The 16,495-nt window shown below is 73.3% G+C and carries 14 protein-coding genes; 8 read left to right on the forward strand and 6 right to left on the reverse strand.

Features of this window, described 5'->3' with window-relative positions; genetic code table 11:
• The first annotated feature begins 404 nt into the window (after nt 1–404).
• Nucleotides 405–2,114 (forward strand): SulP family inorganic anion transporter, encoded by a 1,710-nt coding sequence (locus GPA10_RS26140; RefSeq protein ID WP_157167633.1) that lies wholly within the window; start codon nt 405–407, stop codon nt 2,112–2,114.
• On the opposite strand, the gene GPA10_RS26145 is transcribed toward GPA10_RS26140, so the two are convergent.
• A complete protein-coding gene (locus GPA10_RS26145) occupies nt 2,108–2,497 on the reverse strand; it encodes an SHOCT domain-containing protein (RefSeq protein WP_063803535.1) in 390 nt (129 codons plus the stop codon). The genes GPA10_RS26140 and GPA10_RS26145 overlap by 7 nt on opposite strands.
• 104 nt (nt 2,498–2,601) lie before the next feature.
• On the opposite strand from GPA10_RS26145, the gene GPA10_RS26150 reads away from it, so the two are divergent.
• The gene (locus GPA10_RS26150) at nt 2,602–3,096 is read left to right on the forward strand and encodes a hypothetical protein (protein ID WP_157167634.1); all 495 of its coding nucleotides are present in this window, start codon (nt 2,602–2,604) and stop codon (nt 3,094–3,096) included.
• Nucleotides 3,097–3,214: 118 nt separating this feature from the next.
• The gene (locus tag GPA10_RS26155) at nt 3,215–4,021 is read left to right on the forward strand and encodes a YhjD/YihY/BrkB family envelope integrity protein (RefSeq protein ID WP_058847627.1); all 807 of its coding nucleotides are present in this window, start codon (nt 3,215–3,217) and stop codon (nt 4,019–4,021) included.
• Here the strand turns inward: GPA10_RS26155 and GPA10_RS26160 are convergent.
• The gene (locus GPA10_RS26160) at nt 4,013–5,434 is read right to left on the reverse strand and encodes a DUF2252 domain-containing protein (protein ID WP_157167635.1); all 1,422 of its coding nucleotides are present in this window, start codon (nt 5,432–5,434) and stop codon (nt 4,013–4,015) included. The genes GPA10_RS26155 and GPA10_RS26160 overlap by 9 nt on opposite strands.
• A 159-nt stretch (nt 5,435–5,593) precedes the next feature.
• Here GPA10_RS26160 and GPA10_RS26165 point away from each other — a divergent pair, with 159 nt between their 5' ends.
• Nucleotides 5,594–6,922: a diacylglycerol/lipid kinase family protein gene (locus tag GPA10_RS26165; RefSeq protein ID WP_157167636.1), complete on the forward strand. Its 1,329-nt coding sequence runs from the start codon at nt 5,594–5,596 to the stop codon at nt 6,920–6,922.
• A 36-nt stretch (nt 6,923–6,958) separates the two neighbouring features.
• Here GPA10_RS26165 and GPA10_RS26170 read toward each other — a convergent pair whose 3' ends face one another.
• The gene (locus GPA10_RS26170; RefSeq protein ID WP_058847630.1) at nt 6,959–7,423 is read right to left on the reverse strand and encodes a DUF7144 family membrane protein; all 465 of its coding nucleotides are present in this window, start codon (nt 7,421–7,423) and stop codon (nt 6,959–6,961) included.
• Between the two features lie 196 nt (nt 7,424–7,619).
• Between GPA10_RS26170 and GPA10_RS26175 the strand changes: the two genes are divergently transcribed.
• The gene (locus tag GPA10_RS26175; RefSeq protein WP_058847631.1) at nt 7,620–7,871 is read left to right on the forward strand and encodes a hypothetical protein; all 252 of its coding nucleotides are present in this window, start codon (nt 7,620–7,622) and stop codon (nt 7,869–7,871) included.
• Between the two features lie 137 nt (nt 7,872–8,008).
• A complete protein-coding gene (locus tag GPA10_RS41825; RefSeq protein WP_079086280.1) occupies nt 8,009–8,515 on the forward strand; it encodes a helix-turn-helix transcriptional regulator in 507 nt (168 codons plus the stop codon).
• Here GPA10_RS41825 and GPA10_RS26185 read toward each other — a convergent pair.
• The 3 genes from GPA10_RS26185 to GPA10_RS26195 form a co-directional block, all read right to left on the reverse strand.
• Complete coding sequence (locus tag GPA10_RS26185; RefSeq protein ID WP_246259767.1) at nt 8,508–10,772, reverse strand: winged helix-turn-helix domain-containing protein; 2,265 nt, start codon at nt 10,770–10,772, stop codon at nt 8,508–8,510. The two genes, GPA10_RS41825 and GPA10_RS26185, sit on opposite strands and share 8 nt — an antisense overlap.
• Before the next feature lie 266 nt (nt 10,773–11,038).
• Entirely contained in the window at nt 11,039–11,521 is a 483-nt protein-coding gene (locus tag GPA10_RS26190; RefSeq protein ID WP_241844963.1) for a DUF1269 domain-containing protein, read from the reverse strand.
• On the reverse strand, nt 11,518–12,069 hold the full coding sequence (locus tag GPA10_RS26195; protein ID WP_058847634.1) for a hypothetical protein: 552 nt from the start codon (nt 12,067–12,069) through the stop codon (nt 11,518–11,520). The genes GPA10_RS26190 and GPA10_RS26195 overlap by 4 nt, the downstream gene beginning before the upstream one ends.
• A gap of 122 nt (nt 12,070–12,191) precedes the next feature.
• Here GPA10_RS26195 and GPA10_RS26200 point away from each other — a divergent pair, with 122 nt between their 5' ends.
• Both GPA10_RS26200 and GPA10_RS26205 read left to right on the forward strand, forming a co-directional pair.
• Nucleotides 12,192–13,643: a hypothetical protein gene (locus tag GPA10_RS26200; protein ID WP_198351708.1), complete on the forward strand. Its 1,452-nt coding sequence runs from the start codon at nt 12,192–12,194 to the stop codon at nt 13,641–13,643.
• Between the two features lie 98 nt (nt 13,644–13,741).
• Entirely contained in the window at nt 13,742–16,435 is a 2,694-nt protein-coding gene (locus GPA10_RS26205; RefSeq protein ID WP_157167638.1) for an MGH1-like glycoside hydrolase domain-containing protein, read from the forward strand.
• Nucleotides 16,436–16,495 lie beyond the last annotated feature (60 nt).

Here is a 16,495-nt window from a genome sequence, read left to right on the forward strand (position 1 = left end):
CCTCTCCCGATGGTCGCCGTCGTCCCCCCACACCGTGATCAACGCCGCCACGACCACTCCGACCGCACCGATCACCGCCGCGGCGATCGCACCCGCCGCCGCGCCCCTGACCCCCATTGCTCCCCCTTGCCCGGCGTGCCCCGTACGGGTGCCCGTGCGCCGGGCGGCCAGCGTAGACGCGGCGCCGCCGCGGCCACAGTGCCTGGCGGCCCGGCTACGCCGGACGGTGGGCACGCCACCCCCGCGTACGCGGGAAGCGGTCTACGCGTCCCGCCCGCGCGCCCGCCGCACCACCACCCCCGCAGGGTGAGGACGCCCCCGCGGGGCGGGTGGACCCTGCCGGGGGCCCGGATGCCGGGACCCCGGCGCGCACCGCGCCGCGGGCCCCGGCAGGGAGGAGATCCATGGCGGCGTTCGAGCGCGGCGTGAAATTCGCGTCCCTGGTGCGGGCGGTCCCTGCCGTCCGTGTGGTCACGACGTACCGGCGCGAGTGGCTCGTCAAGGACCTCACCGCCGGGCTCGTCCTCACCACGCTGCTCGTGCCGCAGGGCATGGCGTACGCCGAACTCGCCGGGCTGCCCGCGATCACCGGCCTGTACACGTCCGTCCTCTGTCTGCTCGGCTATGCCGTGTGCGGGCCCTCCCGGATCCTCGTCCTCGGCCCGGACTCCTCGCTCGGCCCGATGATCGCCGCCACCACCGTGCCCCTGCTGGCCGCCGACGGCGACCCGGACCGGGCGGTCGCCCTGGCGTCCATGCTGGCGATCATGGTCGCGGGCATCATGATCCTCGCCTCGGCCGCCCGGCTCGGCTTCGTCGCCGACCTGATCTCCAAGCCCACGATGATCGGCTACATGAACGGCCTCGCGCTGACCATCCTCATCGGCCAGCTCCCCAAGCTGTTCGGCTTCGACGTGGACGCGGACGGCCTGATCGAGGAGTCCGCCGCCGTCGTCGAGGCCCTCGCCGACGGGGAGACCGTCGCCGCGTCGGCTGCGGTGGGCATCGGCGGGATCGTGCTGATCCTGGTGCTCCAGCGGTGGTTGCCGAAGGTGCCCGCGGTGCTCGTCGCCGTGGTCGCGGCGATGGCCGCCGCTGCAGCCCTCGACCTGGCGGAGCACGGGGTGTCCCTGGTGGGCGAGTTGCCGGAGGGGCTGCCCCCGCTGACGGTCCCCGACGTGCGCCTCGACGACCTCGCCCCGCTGTGCGCCGGAGCGCTCGGCATCGCCCTGGTGTCCCTCGCGGACACCGTCTCCAACGCCTCCGCCTTCGCCGCGCGCACCGGCCAGGAGGTGCGCGGCAACCAGGAGATGGCCGGGGTCGGCGCGGCGAACCTGGCCGCCGGGCTCTTCCAGGGCTTCCCGGTCAGCACGAGCGGGTCGCGCACGGCCGTGGCCGAGCGGGCGGGAGCGAGGACACAGCTCACCGGGGTCGTCGGCGCGACCCTGATCGTCCTCATGCTCGTCCTCGTGCCCGGCCTGTTCCGCCACCTGCCCCAGCCGCTGCTCGCGGCGGTCGTCATCACCGCCTCGCTCTCCCTGGCCGACGTCCCCGGGTCCGTGCGGCTGTGGCGGCAGCGCAAGGCGGAGTTCCTGCTGTCGGTCGCGGCGTTCCTCGGCGTCGCCCTCCTCGGCGTGCTGCCCGGGATCGCCCTGGCCGTCGGGCTGTCCGTCCTGAACGTCTTCCGGCGCGCGTGGTGGCCCCACGACGCGGTCCTCGGCCGGGCCGAGGGCGTCGAGGGCTTCCACGACATCCGCTCCTACCCCGGCGCCGAGCAGGTGCCGGGCCTCGTCGTCTACCGCTTCGACGCGCCGCTGTTCTTCGCCAACGCCAAGACGTTCCGCGACGAGGTGCTGCGCCTCGCCCGCTCGGACCCGCGGCCGCGGTGGATCGTCCTCGCCGCCGAACCGATGACCGACGTGGACACCACGGCGGCCGACGTGCTCGAAGAGCTGGACGCCACCCTCAACGCCGGTGGCGTCCACCTCGTCTTCGCCGAACTCAAGGACCCCGTACGGCACAAGATCGAGCGGTACGAGCTCACCCGAACCATCGACCCGCACCACTTCTTCCCCACCATCGAGTCCGCCGTGACCGCGTTCCGGGCTCAGTAGGCGAGGAACCTGTGTTTGGCATGTTCGAACTCGGCCTGGGAGAGCGCCCCCGCCCGGTGCAGTTCCGCGAGCCGTTCGAGGTCCCGCACGTCACCGCCGGACGACGACGTGGCCACCGGGTACGGGCCGAGGTCGGACGCGCCCTGGTAGCCGCGGCGGCCGGTGCGGCGGCTGATCCCCTTGCCCTGCACGATGAGATAGATGGCCACGCCGAGCAGCGGCACCACGAGTACGAACAGCAGCCAGCCCGCCTTGGCCAGGCCGCTGAGGTCCTCGTTGCGGAAGATGTCCACGATGATGTGGAACACGATGAGGAACCACATGATCCACAGGAAGAACATCAGCATGGTCCAGAAGACGTCGAGCAGCGGGTAGTCCTCCACGGCACACCTCCAGTCGGTCCGATGGCGCCACCCTCGGGCACGGCCCGGTACGCCGTATCACCCCTGGAAGGTGATCCTCGGCCGGGTCCGGGCGGTGGTGGACGATGAGCCGGTTCCCGCTGCCGGGGCGCCCCGGCGCCGACTGCGCCGGGGCCGTGTACGGCTCTCTGCTCGCCGCCTCGGTGGTCGTCACCGCGGGCAGCGTCGGCGGCTACCCTCACCTGCGCCTCGTGCTCCTGCTCGCCGTCACCGGCCTGGTGTTCTGGGCCGCGCACGTCTACGCCCGCCTCGTCGGCGAACGGGCCGCCGGACGGGACGCGGGACGGCGCGCCCTGCGCACCGCGGCCGCGCACGAGTGGCCGATCGTCCAGGCCGCCGCGCTGCCCGCGGCCGCCGTCGCCGTCGGCGCACTCCTCGGCCTCGACACCCGTGCCACGGGCTGGCTCGCCCTCGGCACGGCCGTGGCCCAGCAGGTGGGCTGGGCCACCGTCGGCGCGGCCAGGACCGGCGCCACCCGCCCGCGGATGCTCGCCGAGGCCCTCGTCCACCTGGCGCTCGGCCTCGTCCTCGTCTCCGTCAAAGCCGTGGTGACGCACTGAACCCCGGACGCCGTACCCGGCACCGGGCACCGGACACGTCACCCGCGGCAGGCGACGCGCGGACCGGGATCGGGTACGAGGGTGCGCGGGCAAGGCACCCACGTGAGGGGGCACCGTCATGGCGACCGTCCGCCCCGCCCGGTCGCTGGCGAGCCGCGTCGTCAAGGAACTCGTACGCGTCAACATCCTGGACACCGCGACCCGTCTCGCGGCACAGGCGTTCCTGGCCGCGCTCCCGATGCTGATCGCGGTCGCCTCCCTCTGCCCGCGCCCCGTACGGCGGGAACTCCTGCGCTCACTGCGCTCCACGTTCGCCGCCGGCGGCCCCCTGCGCGCGCCGGTCGACGAGATGTACGCGGGCACACAGCGCACCCCCTACAGCTGGGGAGCGGCCAGTGTGCTCGTCGCGCTGCTGTCCGCCACGGCCTTCACGCGCGCCCTGCAACGGCTGTGCGAGCGCTCCTGGCAACTGCCGCGCGCGGACGTGCGGGCCATGGTGTGGCGCTGGGCGTGCTGGCTCGTGGTCTGGGTCGCCGTGCTCGTCCTGCGCGGGGCGCTGCACACGGCGTTCGGAGCGGGCCCCGCCGTCGGCGTCGCCCTGGAAGTGACCGCCGCCGTCCTGCTGTGGTGGTGGAGCCAGCATCTGCTGCTCGCCGGGCGCGTGCCCTGGCTGCCGCTGCTTCCGGGGGCGCTGCTCACGGGCGCGGGTGTGGCCGTGTACTCCGGGGTGTCCGCGGTGTGGCTGCCGCGCGCGCTGGAGCACGGCGTCGAGCGGTACGGGCCGCTGGGTGCCGTCTTCGCCCTGCTGTCCTGGCTGATCGTGTTCTTCGTCGTCGTGGTGCTCGGCACGGTCGTCGGCTCCGTGCTCGCCCACGAGGAGTCCGTGCGGCGGCGGTGGGGACCGCCGGGCCCTCCCTCACGCTGACACCGCGGTGACCCGCCCCTCGCGCACCGCCTCGGCGAGCGCGCGGTGGTCGCGCTCGTTCTGGTCGGCGTAGGACTCGGCGAACCGTACGACCGCCCGGTCGAAGGTGTCGGCCCGCCCGAGGTAGGCGGCGACGGCGATGCGGTCACCGGAGCGGGCGTGGGCGCGCGCCAGGGTCGTCCCGCACAGCTTCCCGAAGTGCCGCATGATGTCCGGCGTCATGGTGTCCGCCTTGGGGATCGCCTTCCAGTCGTGCAACTGCCGCAGATAGAAGTCGCGTTGCCGGCCGTCCAGGCCCCGCACCCGCTCCCAGCCCAGGAACATGTCGCTCGTGGCCTGCATGAGCCGCTGCCCGGCGACGACCCGCTCGCCCTGGTGCGCGTACCCGCTCGGCTCGGTGAAGTCCGCGAGCGCCGAGTCCTGCGCCTCCTTGGCCTGGAGGAAGAGGGGGTCCCGGTCGTCCCGGCCGAGCAGCAGGACGATCCAGCAGCGCGTGCCGACGCTGCCGACGCCCACCACCTTGCGGGCCATGTCGACCACGCGGTACTGGCCGAGCAGCGCCCTGCGGTCCGTCGGGAGGCTGCGCCCGTAGTCCTCGACGAGCTCCCGCAACTGCTCCTCCAGGCGCGCTCGTTCGACGTCGGGCAGCAGTTCGCCGAGCGGCGTCACCAGCGGCGGGTCCGGCGCGATCCGCACCTCGCCGTCCTCCACGCGGGCGAGCTTGTCGAGCGCCTGGAGGTGGTCGCGGGCGCGCGCCTTGGCCAGCGTGCGGGTCAGCCTGCGCGCCGTCCGCGGCTGCAGCGTCTCCACGAGCCTCTCGTACAGTTCGTCCGCGTCGACGCGGCTGTACCACACCTCCACGTTGCGCATCCCGGCGAAGTCACCCATCGCCTCGCGGTAGGCGCGCACGGCCCCGCGGACCACACCCGCCCGCTCCCGCCCGCTGAAACCGTTGCCGCGCCCGGCGATCACCAGACTCGTGCACAGCCGCTTGACGTCCCACTCCCACGGCCCCGGGTGGGTCTCGTCGAAGTCGTTGACGTCGAACATCAGATGCCGCTCCGGTGAGGCGAGCAACCGGAAGTTCAGCATGTGCGCGTCCCCGCACAGCTGGGCCCTGATGCCACTCGTCGGCGTGCCCGCCAGATCCTGCGCCATGATCGCGGCCGCCCCGCGGAAGAACCGGAAGGGCGACTCGATCATGCGCCCGTACCGGATCGGCACCAGCTCCGGGACCCGGCTCGCCGACTGCCGCTCAAGGACGTCGACGGGGTCGGGCCGGTCCGCCCGCGGTGCGAACTCCGCGTGGCCGGACCTCGGCACGAGGGCGCGTGCGGCCCTTCCGCGCACCGCCCGCTCTTCCGGGGTGGCGTGCGCGTCCTTGCATTTGGGTGCTTCAGATGATTCGGGCATGAGGGCCTCCCTCCCGCAGGGCCACAATGAGGCCGCGAACGACCGGTGGAGTCACCCCCGCGGTGTGAGAGCGGGCCCACGGGAACACCACCCGGCCCCGGCACGGGATCACCTGCCGGGGGTGATGCGGGGCCGCACCCGCAACTGCACGGTGACGTCATGAAACCGACGATGCGGGGGCGGCGGTGGCTGGCGCGCGTGGCGCTGGCCGCGGCCGCCGGAGTGGTGCTCGTTCCCGCCGTGTTCGCGGGGACGCGGACCTTCGCGCTGCTGGCCGTCGGAATCGCGGGCCTGGCGCTCACGGCCGTCGCGATCTGGTGGGGGCTCAGCAGGCGGGGCCTGTCGCGGCTCCTGGCCGCGCTGCTCGTCCTGGTCGTCCCGCTGTGGATCCTGGTGGAGTACGCCGCGGCCGACCTGCTGTGGGTCGTCGCCCTCGCGTGCGGGCTCTGGCTGCTCGCGCTCGGCGCCGGACGGGCCGCCGTCACCCGGTACGACGAGCCGGACCCCATGCCCGAACACCCGGCCCCCGCCTTCCGGCACCCCGTGCTGATCATGAATCCGCGCTCCGGCGGCGGCAAGGTGCGCCGGTTCGCCCTGCGCGAGAAGGCCGAGTCGCTGGGGGCCGAGGTACTGCTCCTGGTGTGGCGGGGCGAGACCGACGTGGCGGAGATGGCGCGCAAGGCCGCCGCCGAGGGCGCCGATCTGCTCGGCGTCGCGGGTGGCGACGGCACCCAGGCGCTGGTCGCCGAAGTCGCCGCCGACCTGCGGCTCCCGTTCCTGGTGATCCCCGCGGGTACGCGCAACCACTTCGCGCTCGACCTGGGCCTGGACCGCGACGACCCGGCGACGGCCCTCGACGCCCTGCGCGACGGCGTGGAACTCCACGTCGACCTGGGCAGGGCCAACGGTCGCCCCTTCGTCAACAACGTGTCGTTCGGCGCCTACGCGGAGGTCGTACAGAGCCCCTCGTACCGCGACGGCAAGACCCGCACCACCCTCGAACTCCTCCCCGACCTGCTCCTCGGCCACAAGGGCGCGCGCCTGACCGCCCGCGCCGGCGGGACCACCTTCTCCGGGCCGCAGGCCCTGCTGGTGAGCAACAACGCCTACGGCACCGGTGACATCGCGGGCCTCGGGCGCCGCGCCCGCATGGACGGCGGTGAACTCGGGTGCGTCGGGGTCCGTGTCACCGGCGCGGCACACGCGGCCGGGCTGCTGCGGGGGCGGCGGGCCGTCGGCCTGACACGGGCGACGGCGGCGACGGTGGTGGTCGAGGCCGACGAGGAGTGGATCCCCGCCGGGATCGACGGTGAGGCGCTGCGGCTGCGCACCCCCGTCCACTGCGAGCTGCGGCCGCGGGCACTGCGGGTGCTCGTACCGCGGCAGCGGCCGGGCCTGCGCAAGGCCCGGCCGCCGGTGGACTGGCGGCTCGTCACCGCTCTGGCCCTCGCGACGGCGCACACCCCGCGCCGGGATCCGCCGCACTGAGCCGGACCGGGGCGCCGCACCGCCGCGCGCGGTGACTCACATCGGCGCGCCGTACACCTTGTGCGCCACCGGCCGCCCGTACATGGCCAGGGACCAGATCACGAGGATGTCGAGCGCGATGATGATCGCCGACCACACCGGGGCGTACGGAGTGAAGAAGAAGTTCTCCAGCGCGCTGAGACCCGCGACCGTCATACCGACGGCACGCGCCCACACACGGCCGCTGAACAGCGTGAACGCGGCCGCGAGTATCACGATGCCGGAGAGCAGGTGGAACCAGCCCCAGGCCGTGATGTCGAACTCGTAGATGTAGTTGTTCAGGGTCACGTAGTAGTCGTCGTCGATGATCGCCGCGAGTCCCACGATCGCGTGGTAGGAGCCGATGATCGCCAGTACGCAGACGGCGAACACGACGCCGCCGAGAGCGAGTGGCCGCACACGGGGGGACTCCGCCTCCGGTGCGCTGTGCCGGGTCTGACCCGGCGAAGTCTGCTCGGCCATGTCTGGGCCTCCTCTTCGGTCAGCCGGAGCATGTCCCCTCGCCGCCGGTTCCGGTTCACCCGTAGCGGATGAGTCTCAGCGGCGGGACCGGGCGCCGCCGGCCGACGGCTGCCGCTGTCACCCTGACGGGGTGATGCGATCCGCGCGCACCCCGGAAGAATGGCCGTGTCAGCGACGCCGCTGCGGAGGTGACGCCATGGACGGGGCGCGATCGGGCCCGGCAGGCGACCGTCCCGTGGTGCCGTCCGGCAGCGGCGACTTCGAGATCCGCGTCCGGGGCCGGGTCGGGGAACGCTTCCGGTCCGCTTTCGGCGAGCTGACGGTGCGGCTGCGGCCCGCCGAGACCGTCCTGTACGGGGTCGGCCTCGACCAGCCCGCCCTGTACGGCATCCTCGACCGCATCCAGGCGCTGGGGCTCGAACTGCTCGAAGTGCGCAGGCTGCCCTGAGGGGTCTTGAGGGAACGGTGGCACGAGCGGGTCGGAAAGGGGCCCATCGGTGAGGTAAATGGACCGTAAACCCCCTTCCTGGACCGGCCCGGAGTGCGCACTTTGGGTGTGTACCGCCTGCCGAGGAGGTGGGAAGCATGCCTGTCACGGTCCGTTCTCCGGGGGGCTGCCGACGCCCCGTTTCCCGCCCGGCCGACCCGGTCCGGGTGTCCACGCTGCGCGGGCAGCTGCGCGACCTCGGGCGTGACCCGGGGGGAGAGGAGACGGCGGTCGCCGCGTGCCTGCTGTGGCTCGCCGGTGCCCTGGTGCGCATCGCGGGGGACCTGGACGACCCGGGCAGCGCGGGCGTCCTGATCGACGAGGCGTCGCACGTGCTGGCCTCGGTGCCCGGCGAGGGCAGGGCGGGGCCGGGCCCGGGGTCCGCGCCGCCCGCCGTGCCCGTCGCGCCCGTCGAGGCGCTGACGGAGCGGGAACTGATCGTGCTCCGGCGTCTTCAGGACGACATCTCGCTGCGGCGGATCGCCGACGGCTTGTTCATCTCCCACAACACCGTCAAGAGCCACGCCCGCACCCTGTACCGCAAGCTCGGGGCGCACTCACGGCCCGAGGCGCTGCGTCACGGACGGGCGGCGGGGCTCATCTAGGGGTGCCCGCGCCCACCTTGGGCGGTCCGAACGGGCTCGGGCTCAGCAACCCCAGCTCGACCGCGCGCCGGATCGCAGCCGACCGGCGGGTCACGGCCAGCTTGCGGTAGACGCTCTTCAGATGCGTCTTCACGGTGTTGACGGAGAGGTAGATGTCCTCCGCGATCTCCTCGGTGGTCATCATCCGCGCGAGCCGCTCCAGGACGTCGCGCTCCCGGGGGCTGAGCGGCTCGACCGGCGGCGCGGGGGCGGCCTCCTGCCCCGGGGCGGGACGCCGCGCCCGCCCGCAGGGCGCCCCGAGGCAGACCGTGCAGGCACGCTCCACCGACTGCCGGAGCCCGGGGGGCAGCCAGGACGCGGTGGCGGCGACGACGGACTCGGGGACCCGGGCCGCCCCGCGCTCGGCGGCGGTGAGGAGCCCGCCGACCAGGTCGGCCACGCCCGAGGTGAAGGTGTCGGAACCGCCCCGGAGCGCCGCCCGCGCCTGGGCCAACTGGCGGCGTGCGGCACCGGGTTCGCCGCGCGCCAGGTCCACCCAGGCGCGCACGACGAGCAGCGTGCTCCTGGACGGGGCCGACGGCGTCCAGGCGGGCAGCGGTGGCCGGCCCGCCTGCGCGGCGAACTCCCCGGCGGCGCGGAACCGCCCGCGCAACGCCTCCAGCAGCGCGAGCTCGACCAGGCTGTCGCGGCGCAGGACGCCGTTCCCGGCCGCTCCCGCCGCTTTCAGGCACCCGGTGAGGGAGGTCTCCGCGGCCTTCGGCGAGCCGCTGCGCAGGGAGGCACGGCCCCGGACGATCAGGGTGAGGGCCTTGATCTCCGGGCGGTCGGCCAGCGCCTCCTGCGGCAGCTGGGCGATGAGGTCGTCCGCCTCGCCCGCCGCGGCCCGTGCCACCCGGACGTCGCGCCCGTGCTCCAGGGCCATGCGCACCACGGCGTGGCACAGACGGCACCGCGCGGCGCGGTCGCCGGTGTCCTCCGGCAGCCGGGACATCGCGTCCGCGGCCTGCTCCAGTGCCGTCGCGCAGGCGGCGGCGTCGGGCCGGGCCGCGGCCGCGGCGGCGGCGACCAGAGCCGGCTCGGGTGCCGCGGGCGGCGGTCCCGCGGGCACGCGCGCGCACAGGGCGTCCGGCAGCCGTGCGCTGGTGAGCCCGAGTACCTGGCCGATCGCGAGCCGGTGCACGATCAGGCGGGCGGCGTAGTCCCAGTCGTCCGCGGCGAGCGCGTGGTCCACCGCCTGGGCGAGCAGGCCGTGTTCGGCCAGCCAGGCCGCGGCCCTGCGGTGCAGGTCGTCCACGAGCCCGGGGCTCTCGTGGCGCAGGCTCACCCGCAGCACGGCGGCGAACATCTGGTGGCAGCGGAACCAGCCCTGCCCGACGGACTGGAGGAAGGAGTTCTGGCGCACGAGCGCGGTGAAGTGCCGCCCCGCCTCGGGGCCCGCGAGCACGGCGGCGAGGTCCGCGTTCAGGGGGTCCACGATGCTCGTCGTCAGCAGGAGGTGGCGCATGTCCGGGGGCTGGACGTCGAGCACCTCCTCGACGAGGTAGGTCACGACGGACTCGTCGTCACCGGCGAAGCGGGCCACGAACTGCGCGGGTTGGGGGTGGTGCTCCATCGACATGGCGGCGAGCCGCAGCCCGGCGGCCCAGCCGTCCGTGCGCTGTCTGAGGGTGCTCAGCACGGACTTGGGCACCTCGACGCCGTGCTGGGCGAGTAGCGCGCCCGTCTCGCCGTCGTCGAACGCGAGGTCGGCGGTGCGCAGTTCCGTGAGGTCGCCGACGAGCCGGTGGCGGTGCAGGTGCAGTGGCGGATCCCGGCGGGCGAGGACCAGGAGCCGCAGCGCCTCCGGTGTGTGCCGCAACAGCCCGGCCACGCCCTCGGCGATGGGGGAGTCGGGCTCCGCCTTGAAGTCGTCGAGGACCAGCACGACCGGTTCCCGGCGCGCGGTCAGCAGGGCCGCGAGATCGGCCACCAGGAGCGGCCCCGCGGCCACGGTGTCCGGCCACGGCAGGTCCACGCCCGACTCGCGCAGCGCGCCGAGCACCCGCGGCCAGAAGACCGCGGGCTCCTCCTCGCGTCCGTCGCACGTCACCCAGGCCACCGGGCCCGGGGCACGGCCGGTGTGCGCCCACTCCACCGCGAGTGCCGACTTCCCCGCGCCCACCGGTCCCACGACGACGGTCAGGGGTTTGAGGACGCCCCGCGAGAGCCGTTCGGTGAGCCGGGGCCGCGGGACGAGCCACTTCGGCAGCGGGGGCATGGTCACCCGCGATGCCGGGACGGAGCCGGCGTGCCGACCGCACGCACACCCGGCCATGACGCCACCTCGCTCTCGAAGGAGGACTCGTGGAAGAGGACTCGTGACGGAGTGCTCTCGAAGGAGGGCGGTTGAGGCACAGCCAAGTGTGGTGCAGACGGGCAGGACGGCATCCACCGTGGATGCCGTCTCACCCGGGTGAAGTTCCGGACCCGGGGAAACGTGCACGCGCCAACGTCCGCCGGGCCCGGGTCCGGCACCGGCGGCTCCTACCGGAGGGCCGCCACGAGCTCCTCCTCCCGGTCCCTGGTCAGCGAGGTGCGCAGGACGGCGGGGCCGAAGGGGCGCAGGGCCTCGCGTACACGGTCGGGCGTAGAGCGGCGTACGAGGGCGAACACCGCCGCGCGGCCGGGTTCGAGGGTGCCCGCCACCTCTTTGATGAAGGCGTCGTTCATGCCGATGTCGGTGAGCTTGCCCGCGACCGCGCCGGTGGCGGCACCGACCGCCGCACCGAAGACGGGCATCAGGAACAGCAGACCGAACAGCGTGCCCCACAGCGCGCCGCCTGCCGCTCCCGCTCCGGTGGTGCTGTAGCTCTGCCGCACATGGATCTTGCCGTCCAGGGTGCGCCAGGCGAGCGCCGCGTCCTCCAGGTCGAGCAGTTCCTGGCGCGACAGTTCCTTGCCGAGCCGCAGCACGGCCTCGGCCTTCTCCTTGTCCGTGAATCCGAGCACGACGAGTTCGGCCATCATGACCTCCTGGAGTCGCGGGCCTTCCGGTTCGGTGCGGTGGGCGGCGCGGGGGGTTCGCCGAGCCGCAGGGCCGCGGCGGCGAGTTCCACGGCGACCGGTTCGAGAGCCTCCTCGGTGAGGAACCCCTCGGCGACGGGCACCCCGCCCGCCTCGCGAATGGCGGCCCTCAAATAGGTCGCCCATACGTGTTCGAGCAGGATGTACGCCGCCGACGTGCCCGGCTCCTGCCGCTCGGCGATCTCCCTGATCTCACCGAGGGTGAGGCCGAAGGCGTTCTCCCCGGCGAGCGAGGGGGAGATGCTCTCCGCTCCCGAAAGCAGCTCGCGGGGGATGCCGAGCAGCGCCGCCACGGTGTCGCCCATGTCCTCGGCCTGGTAGTCGAGGGTGAACAGGTTCCCGTCGGACTCCTTCGTCACGAAGAGCATGTCGAGGACACGGATCTGCCCGTTCCCCTCCAGGATCTCCAGTTCCTCGACGATGCGCCCCTCGAACTTCGAGTCGGGGCCGAACTCGACGGCCAGCAGCTGGACAGGTCCGATGCTGCCCATGGTGTCTCCCTTCGTCGGAACAGCTCCATTTCCCCGCGGCACGGGCCGCCCGGCGTCACCCGCCGCAGGTGAGGGACGCCGGGCGGAACCTCCCGCACGGTGGCCGCGGAGGTGTGACGCCCATGGCCCACGAGGAAACGCCGGGCGACGGCCCGCACGGACCGGACACCGCGGACCGGGCGGAGTTGGCGCGACTGCGGGCGGAGGTCGCACGGCTGCGGGAGCGCGCCGGCACCGCACGGCAGCGCAAGGCCCGGACCCACGCGCTGCGCCGCGCCCTCGCCGCCCTGCTGATCGCCCTGGTGGCCCTGTGCGCGGTCACCTCGGTCGTCGGCGTGTGGGGGGCGCGGACCACGCTCGACACGGACCGGTGGGTCGCCACGGTGGGGCCCCTGCCCGCGGACCAGGACGTGAACGCGGCCCTCGCCGCCTATGTGACCCGGGAGGTCTTCGACCGGGTCGACGTCGAGCAGCGCGTCCGCGAGGCGCTGCCCGAACGGGCTTCGTTCCTCGCGGCCCCGGTGTCCAAGGCCGCCCGCGACCACCTGCGGGACATGATCTCCGCGCTGCTCGGCTCCGACCGGTTCGAGGACCTGTGGCGGGCCACGAACCGGCTCGCCCACGAACGTGCCGTCGCGCTCCTGGAGAACCGCAGGCAGGACGTGCGGGTCAAGGGCGACACCGTCACCCTCGACCTCCTGCCCTTGATCAACAACACCCTCACCGCCCTGGAGCAGCGCCTCCCCACGCTGTTCGACAAGAAGCTCGACCTGCCCACGCTGTCCTCCGGCGAGATACCGCCCGGCCTGCACGACCGGATCGAGCAGGCACTCGGCGTGTCCCTGCCGGACGACTTCGGGCAGATCAGGCTCTACAACCGGCACGAGCTCGGGCAGTTGCAGGAGATGGTGCTCCTGTTCAAGCGAGCGGTGGTGGGCCTGGTCATCGGCGTGCCGCTGCTCCTCGGGGTCGCGCTGTGGATCTCGCCGAACCGCCGCCGCACCCTGCTCCAGCTCGGCCTCTGGCTGGTCGTCACCGTCACGGTCCTCACCAGTGTGCTGCGGGGGGTGCGCGAGCAGATCCTCGGCCAGGTGATGCCGGGGGTCTACCGCGAGGGCGTGCGGGCCGCGCTGTGGACGGTCTTCACGACCCTGCGCGAGCGGGGCGACCAACTCCTCTGGCTCGGCGCCGCAGTCGCGGCCGTGGCCTACCTCGTCGGCCCCGGCCGGCTCCCCGTGGCCGTGCGGGCCCACACGGTCCGAGGGGCCCGTGCCGCCGGCGGTCTCGCGAGCCGCGCGGGCCGGCGCCTCTCCACCGGCGCCGGGCCCCTGCCCTGGGTCCGCGCCCACGCCGACACGCTCCGCACGGCGGGCGTCGTCGTCGCGGCCCTGGTCGCGCTGCTGCTCTCCTCGTGGGCCGGGTTCCTCGCTGTGGCCGTGGTCCTCACCGCGTACGAGGTCGCCGTCACGCTCCTCGCCCGCGGCGGCTCACCCCCGGCAGGTGAGGCACGGCCCGGGGACGGCTCCGAGACTGGCGCTCCTCCGGTGGGCCCGCAGCACGGAGGCACGGCATGAGCAGGCCATGAGGTCGTGAGCAGGGCATGAGCAGGCCATGAGGCCATGAGCAGGCCGTGAGGTCATGAGCAAGTCATGAGCAGGCAGGGAGACACCGCATGAGCAGCACTCGGGCGAGCACCCGCCGGATCGGCCCCCAGGGCGACGACGAGGGCCGGTGGCGGCTGTGGGGCCCCTACCTGAGCGAACGCCAGTGGGGCACCGTACGCGAGGACTACAGCGTGAACGGCGACGCGTGGGCGTACTTCCCGCACGACCACGCCCGCTCGCGCGCCTACCGCTGGGGCGAGGACGGGCTCGGCGGCATCTGCGACGAGAAGCAGCGTCTGTGCTTCGCCCTCGCGCTGTGGAACGGCCGCGACCCGATCCTCAAGGAGCGCGCGTTCGGACTCACCAACGGCGAGGGCAACCACGGCGAGGACGTCAAGGAGTACTACTTCTACCTCGACGGAACGCCCAGCCACTCCTATCTGAAGTACCTGTACAAGTACCCCCTGGCCCCGTTCCCGTACCACGACCTCGTCGCCGTCAACCAGTCCCGCGGGCGCCACGAGTTCGAGTACGAGCTGCTCGACACCGGCGTCTTCGACGAGGACCGGTACGTCGACGTGACCGTGGAGTACGCCAAGGCCGCGCACGACGACGTCCTGATCCGTGTCACCGTCGACAACCGGGGCCCCGACGAGGCCACCGTGCACGTGCTGCCGACCCTGTGGTTCCGCAACACCTGGTCGTGGGCGGAAGGGTCGGCCAAGCCGCGCCTGAGCGCGGCCGACGGGCCGCACGGCACCGTGACCGTCCGCGCCCAGCACCCCGAACTCGGTGACTACGACCTGCGCGTGCACGCCCCGGTGCCGCTGCTGTTCACGGAGAACGAGACGAACAACGAGCGGCTCTTCGGCTCGCCCAACGCCTCGCCGTACGTCAAGGACGGCATCGGCCGCGCCGTCGTCGACGGGGACGAGACCGCCGTCAACCCGGCGCGGGAGGGCACCAAGGCCGCCGCGCACCACACGCTGACCCTGCCCGCGGGCGGCACCGGAACCCTCCGGCTCAGGCTCGCGCCCGCGGGGGCGCCGACGGCCGCGTCCGCCGAAGAGTTCGACACCGTCTTCCGGGACCGGATCGCCGAGGCCGACGCCTTCTACCGGGACCTCACCCCCCGGGGCGCGGGCGAGGACGAGGCCCGCGTGCTGCGGCAGGCGCTCGCCGGGATGCTGTGGACCAAGCAGTACTACCACTTCGACCTGGAGGCCTGGCTGGCCGAACACGGCCTCGGGCCCTGGAGCCCGCCGTCGTCGTCCGACCTGCGCAACCGCGAGTGGTTCCACATGGTCAGCGACGACATCATCTCGATGCCCGACAAGTGGGAGTACCCCTGGTTCGCCGCCTGGGACCTGGCCTTCCACTCCGTGGCCCTGTCGGTGGTGGACGTCCGGTTCGCCAAGGAGCAGCTCGAACTGCTGCTGCGCGGCACCCATCTGCACCCCAACGGCCAGATCCCCGCCTACGAATGGAACTTCGGGGACGTCAACCCGCCCGTGCACGCCTGGGCCGCCTACTTCGTCCACACGATGGACAAGCTCCGCACCGGCCACTCCGACCTCGACTTCCTGGAACGCGTCTTCCAGAAGCTCCTGACGAACTTCACCTGGTGGGTCAACCGCAAGGACCCCGGCGGCCGCAACGTCTTCCAGGGCGGCTTCCTCGGCCTCGACAACATCGGCGTCTTCGACCGCAGCGCCCCGCTGCCGACCGGCGGCCAGCTCGAACAGGCCGACGGCACCGCCTGGATGGCCCTTTACTGCCAGTCGATGCTCCAGATCGCGCTGGAACTCGTCGAGCGCAACTCCGCGTACGAGGAGCTGATCCTGAAGTTCGTCGAGCACTACCTGTGGATCGCCGCCGCCATGGACCGCGTCGGCGACCTGGACGACGGGCTGTGGGACGAGGAGGACGGGTTCTACTACGACGTGCTGCGCCTGCCCGACGGCCAGGCGGTGCGGCTGAAGGTGCGGTCGATGGTGGGCCTGCTGCCGCTGTGCGCGTCCACCGTCTTCGAGCCGCGGCAGCTCGCGCGGGTCTCGGGCCTCGGTGAGCGGCTGCGCCGCTTCGCCGACCGCCACCCCTCGCTGTCGGTGACGCTGGCCTCGGCGGGCGCGGGCGTGGAGGGCGGCCCGCGGCTGCTGTCCGTGGTGGACGAGAAGAAGCTGGTGCGGGTCCTGTCGCGGCTCCTGTCCGAGGACGAGTTCCTCGGCCCCTACGGAATCCGGGCGCTCTCCCGCCACCACGCCGAGAACCCGTACCGCTTCTGGGTGCACGGCGAGGAGTACCAGGTCGGCTATCTTCCCGCCGAGTCGGACTCGGGGATGTTCGGCGGCAACTCCAACTGGCGCGGGCCCGTGTGGTTCCCGGTGAACGCCCTCCTGATCCGGGGCCTGCTCAACCTGTACGGCTTCTACGGCGACGACCTCACCGTCGAGTGCCCGGAGGGGTCGGGGGTCCGCCTGAACCTCTTCGAGGTCGCCAAGGAGATCGCGGACCGGCTCACCCGCACCTTCCTGCGGGACGGGGACGGACGGCGGCCCGTGTACGGCGGCCAGGAGAAGTTCCAGAGCGACCCGCACTGGCGCGACCTGATCACGTTCTCCGAGTACTTCCACGGCGACGACGGCGCGGGCCTCGGCGCCTCCCACCAGACGGGCTGGACCGGCCTCGTCGCCGCGCTGATGACGCTCTTCGCGACCGCGGAGCCCGGCGACTTCCTCAGCCGTTTCACCAAGGATTCCTGAACCGCCCGACGAGCCGTCCCACGAGCCGCCCGACGAACCGCCACACGAGCCGCCCGACGA

Origin of the sequence: Streptomyces typhae (assembly GCF_009755605.1) — a bacterium.
Classification (GTDB): Bacteria; Actinomycetota; Actinomycetes; order Streptomycetales; family Streptomycetaceae; genus Streptomyces; species Streptomyces typhae.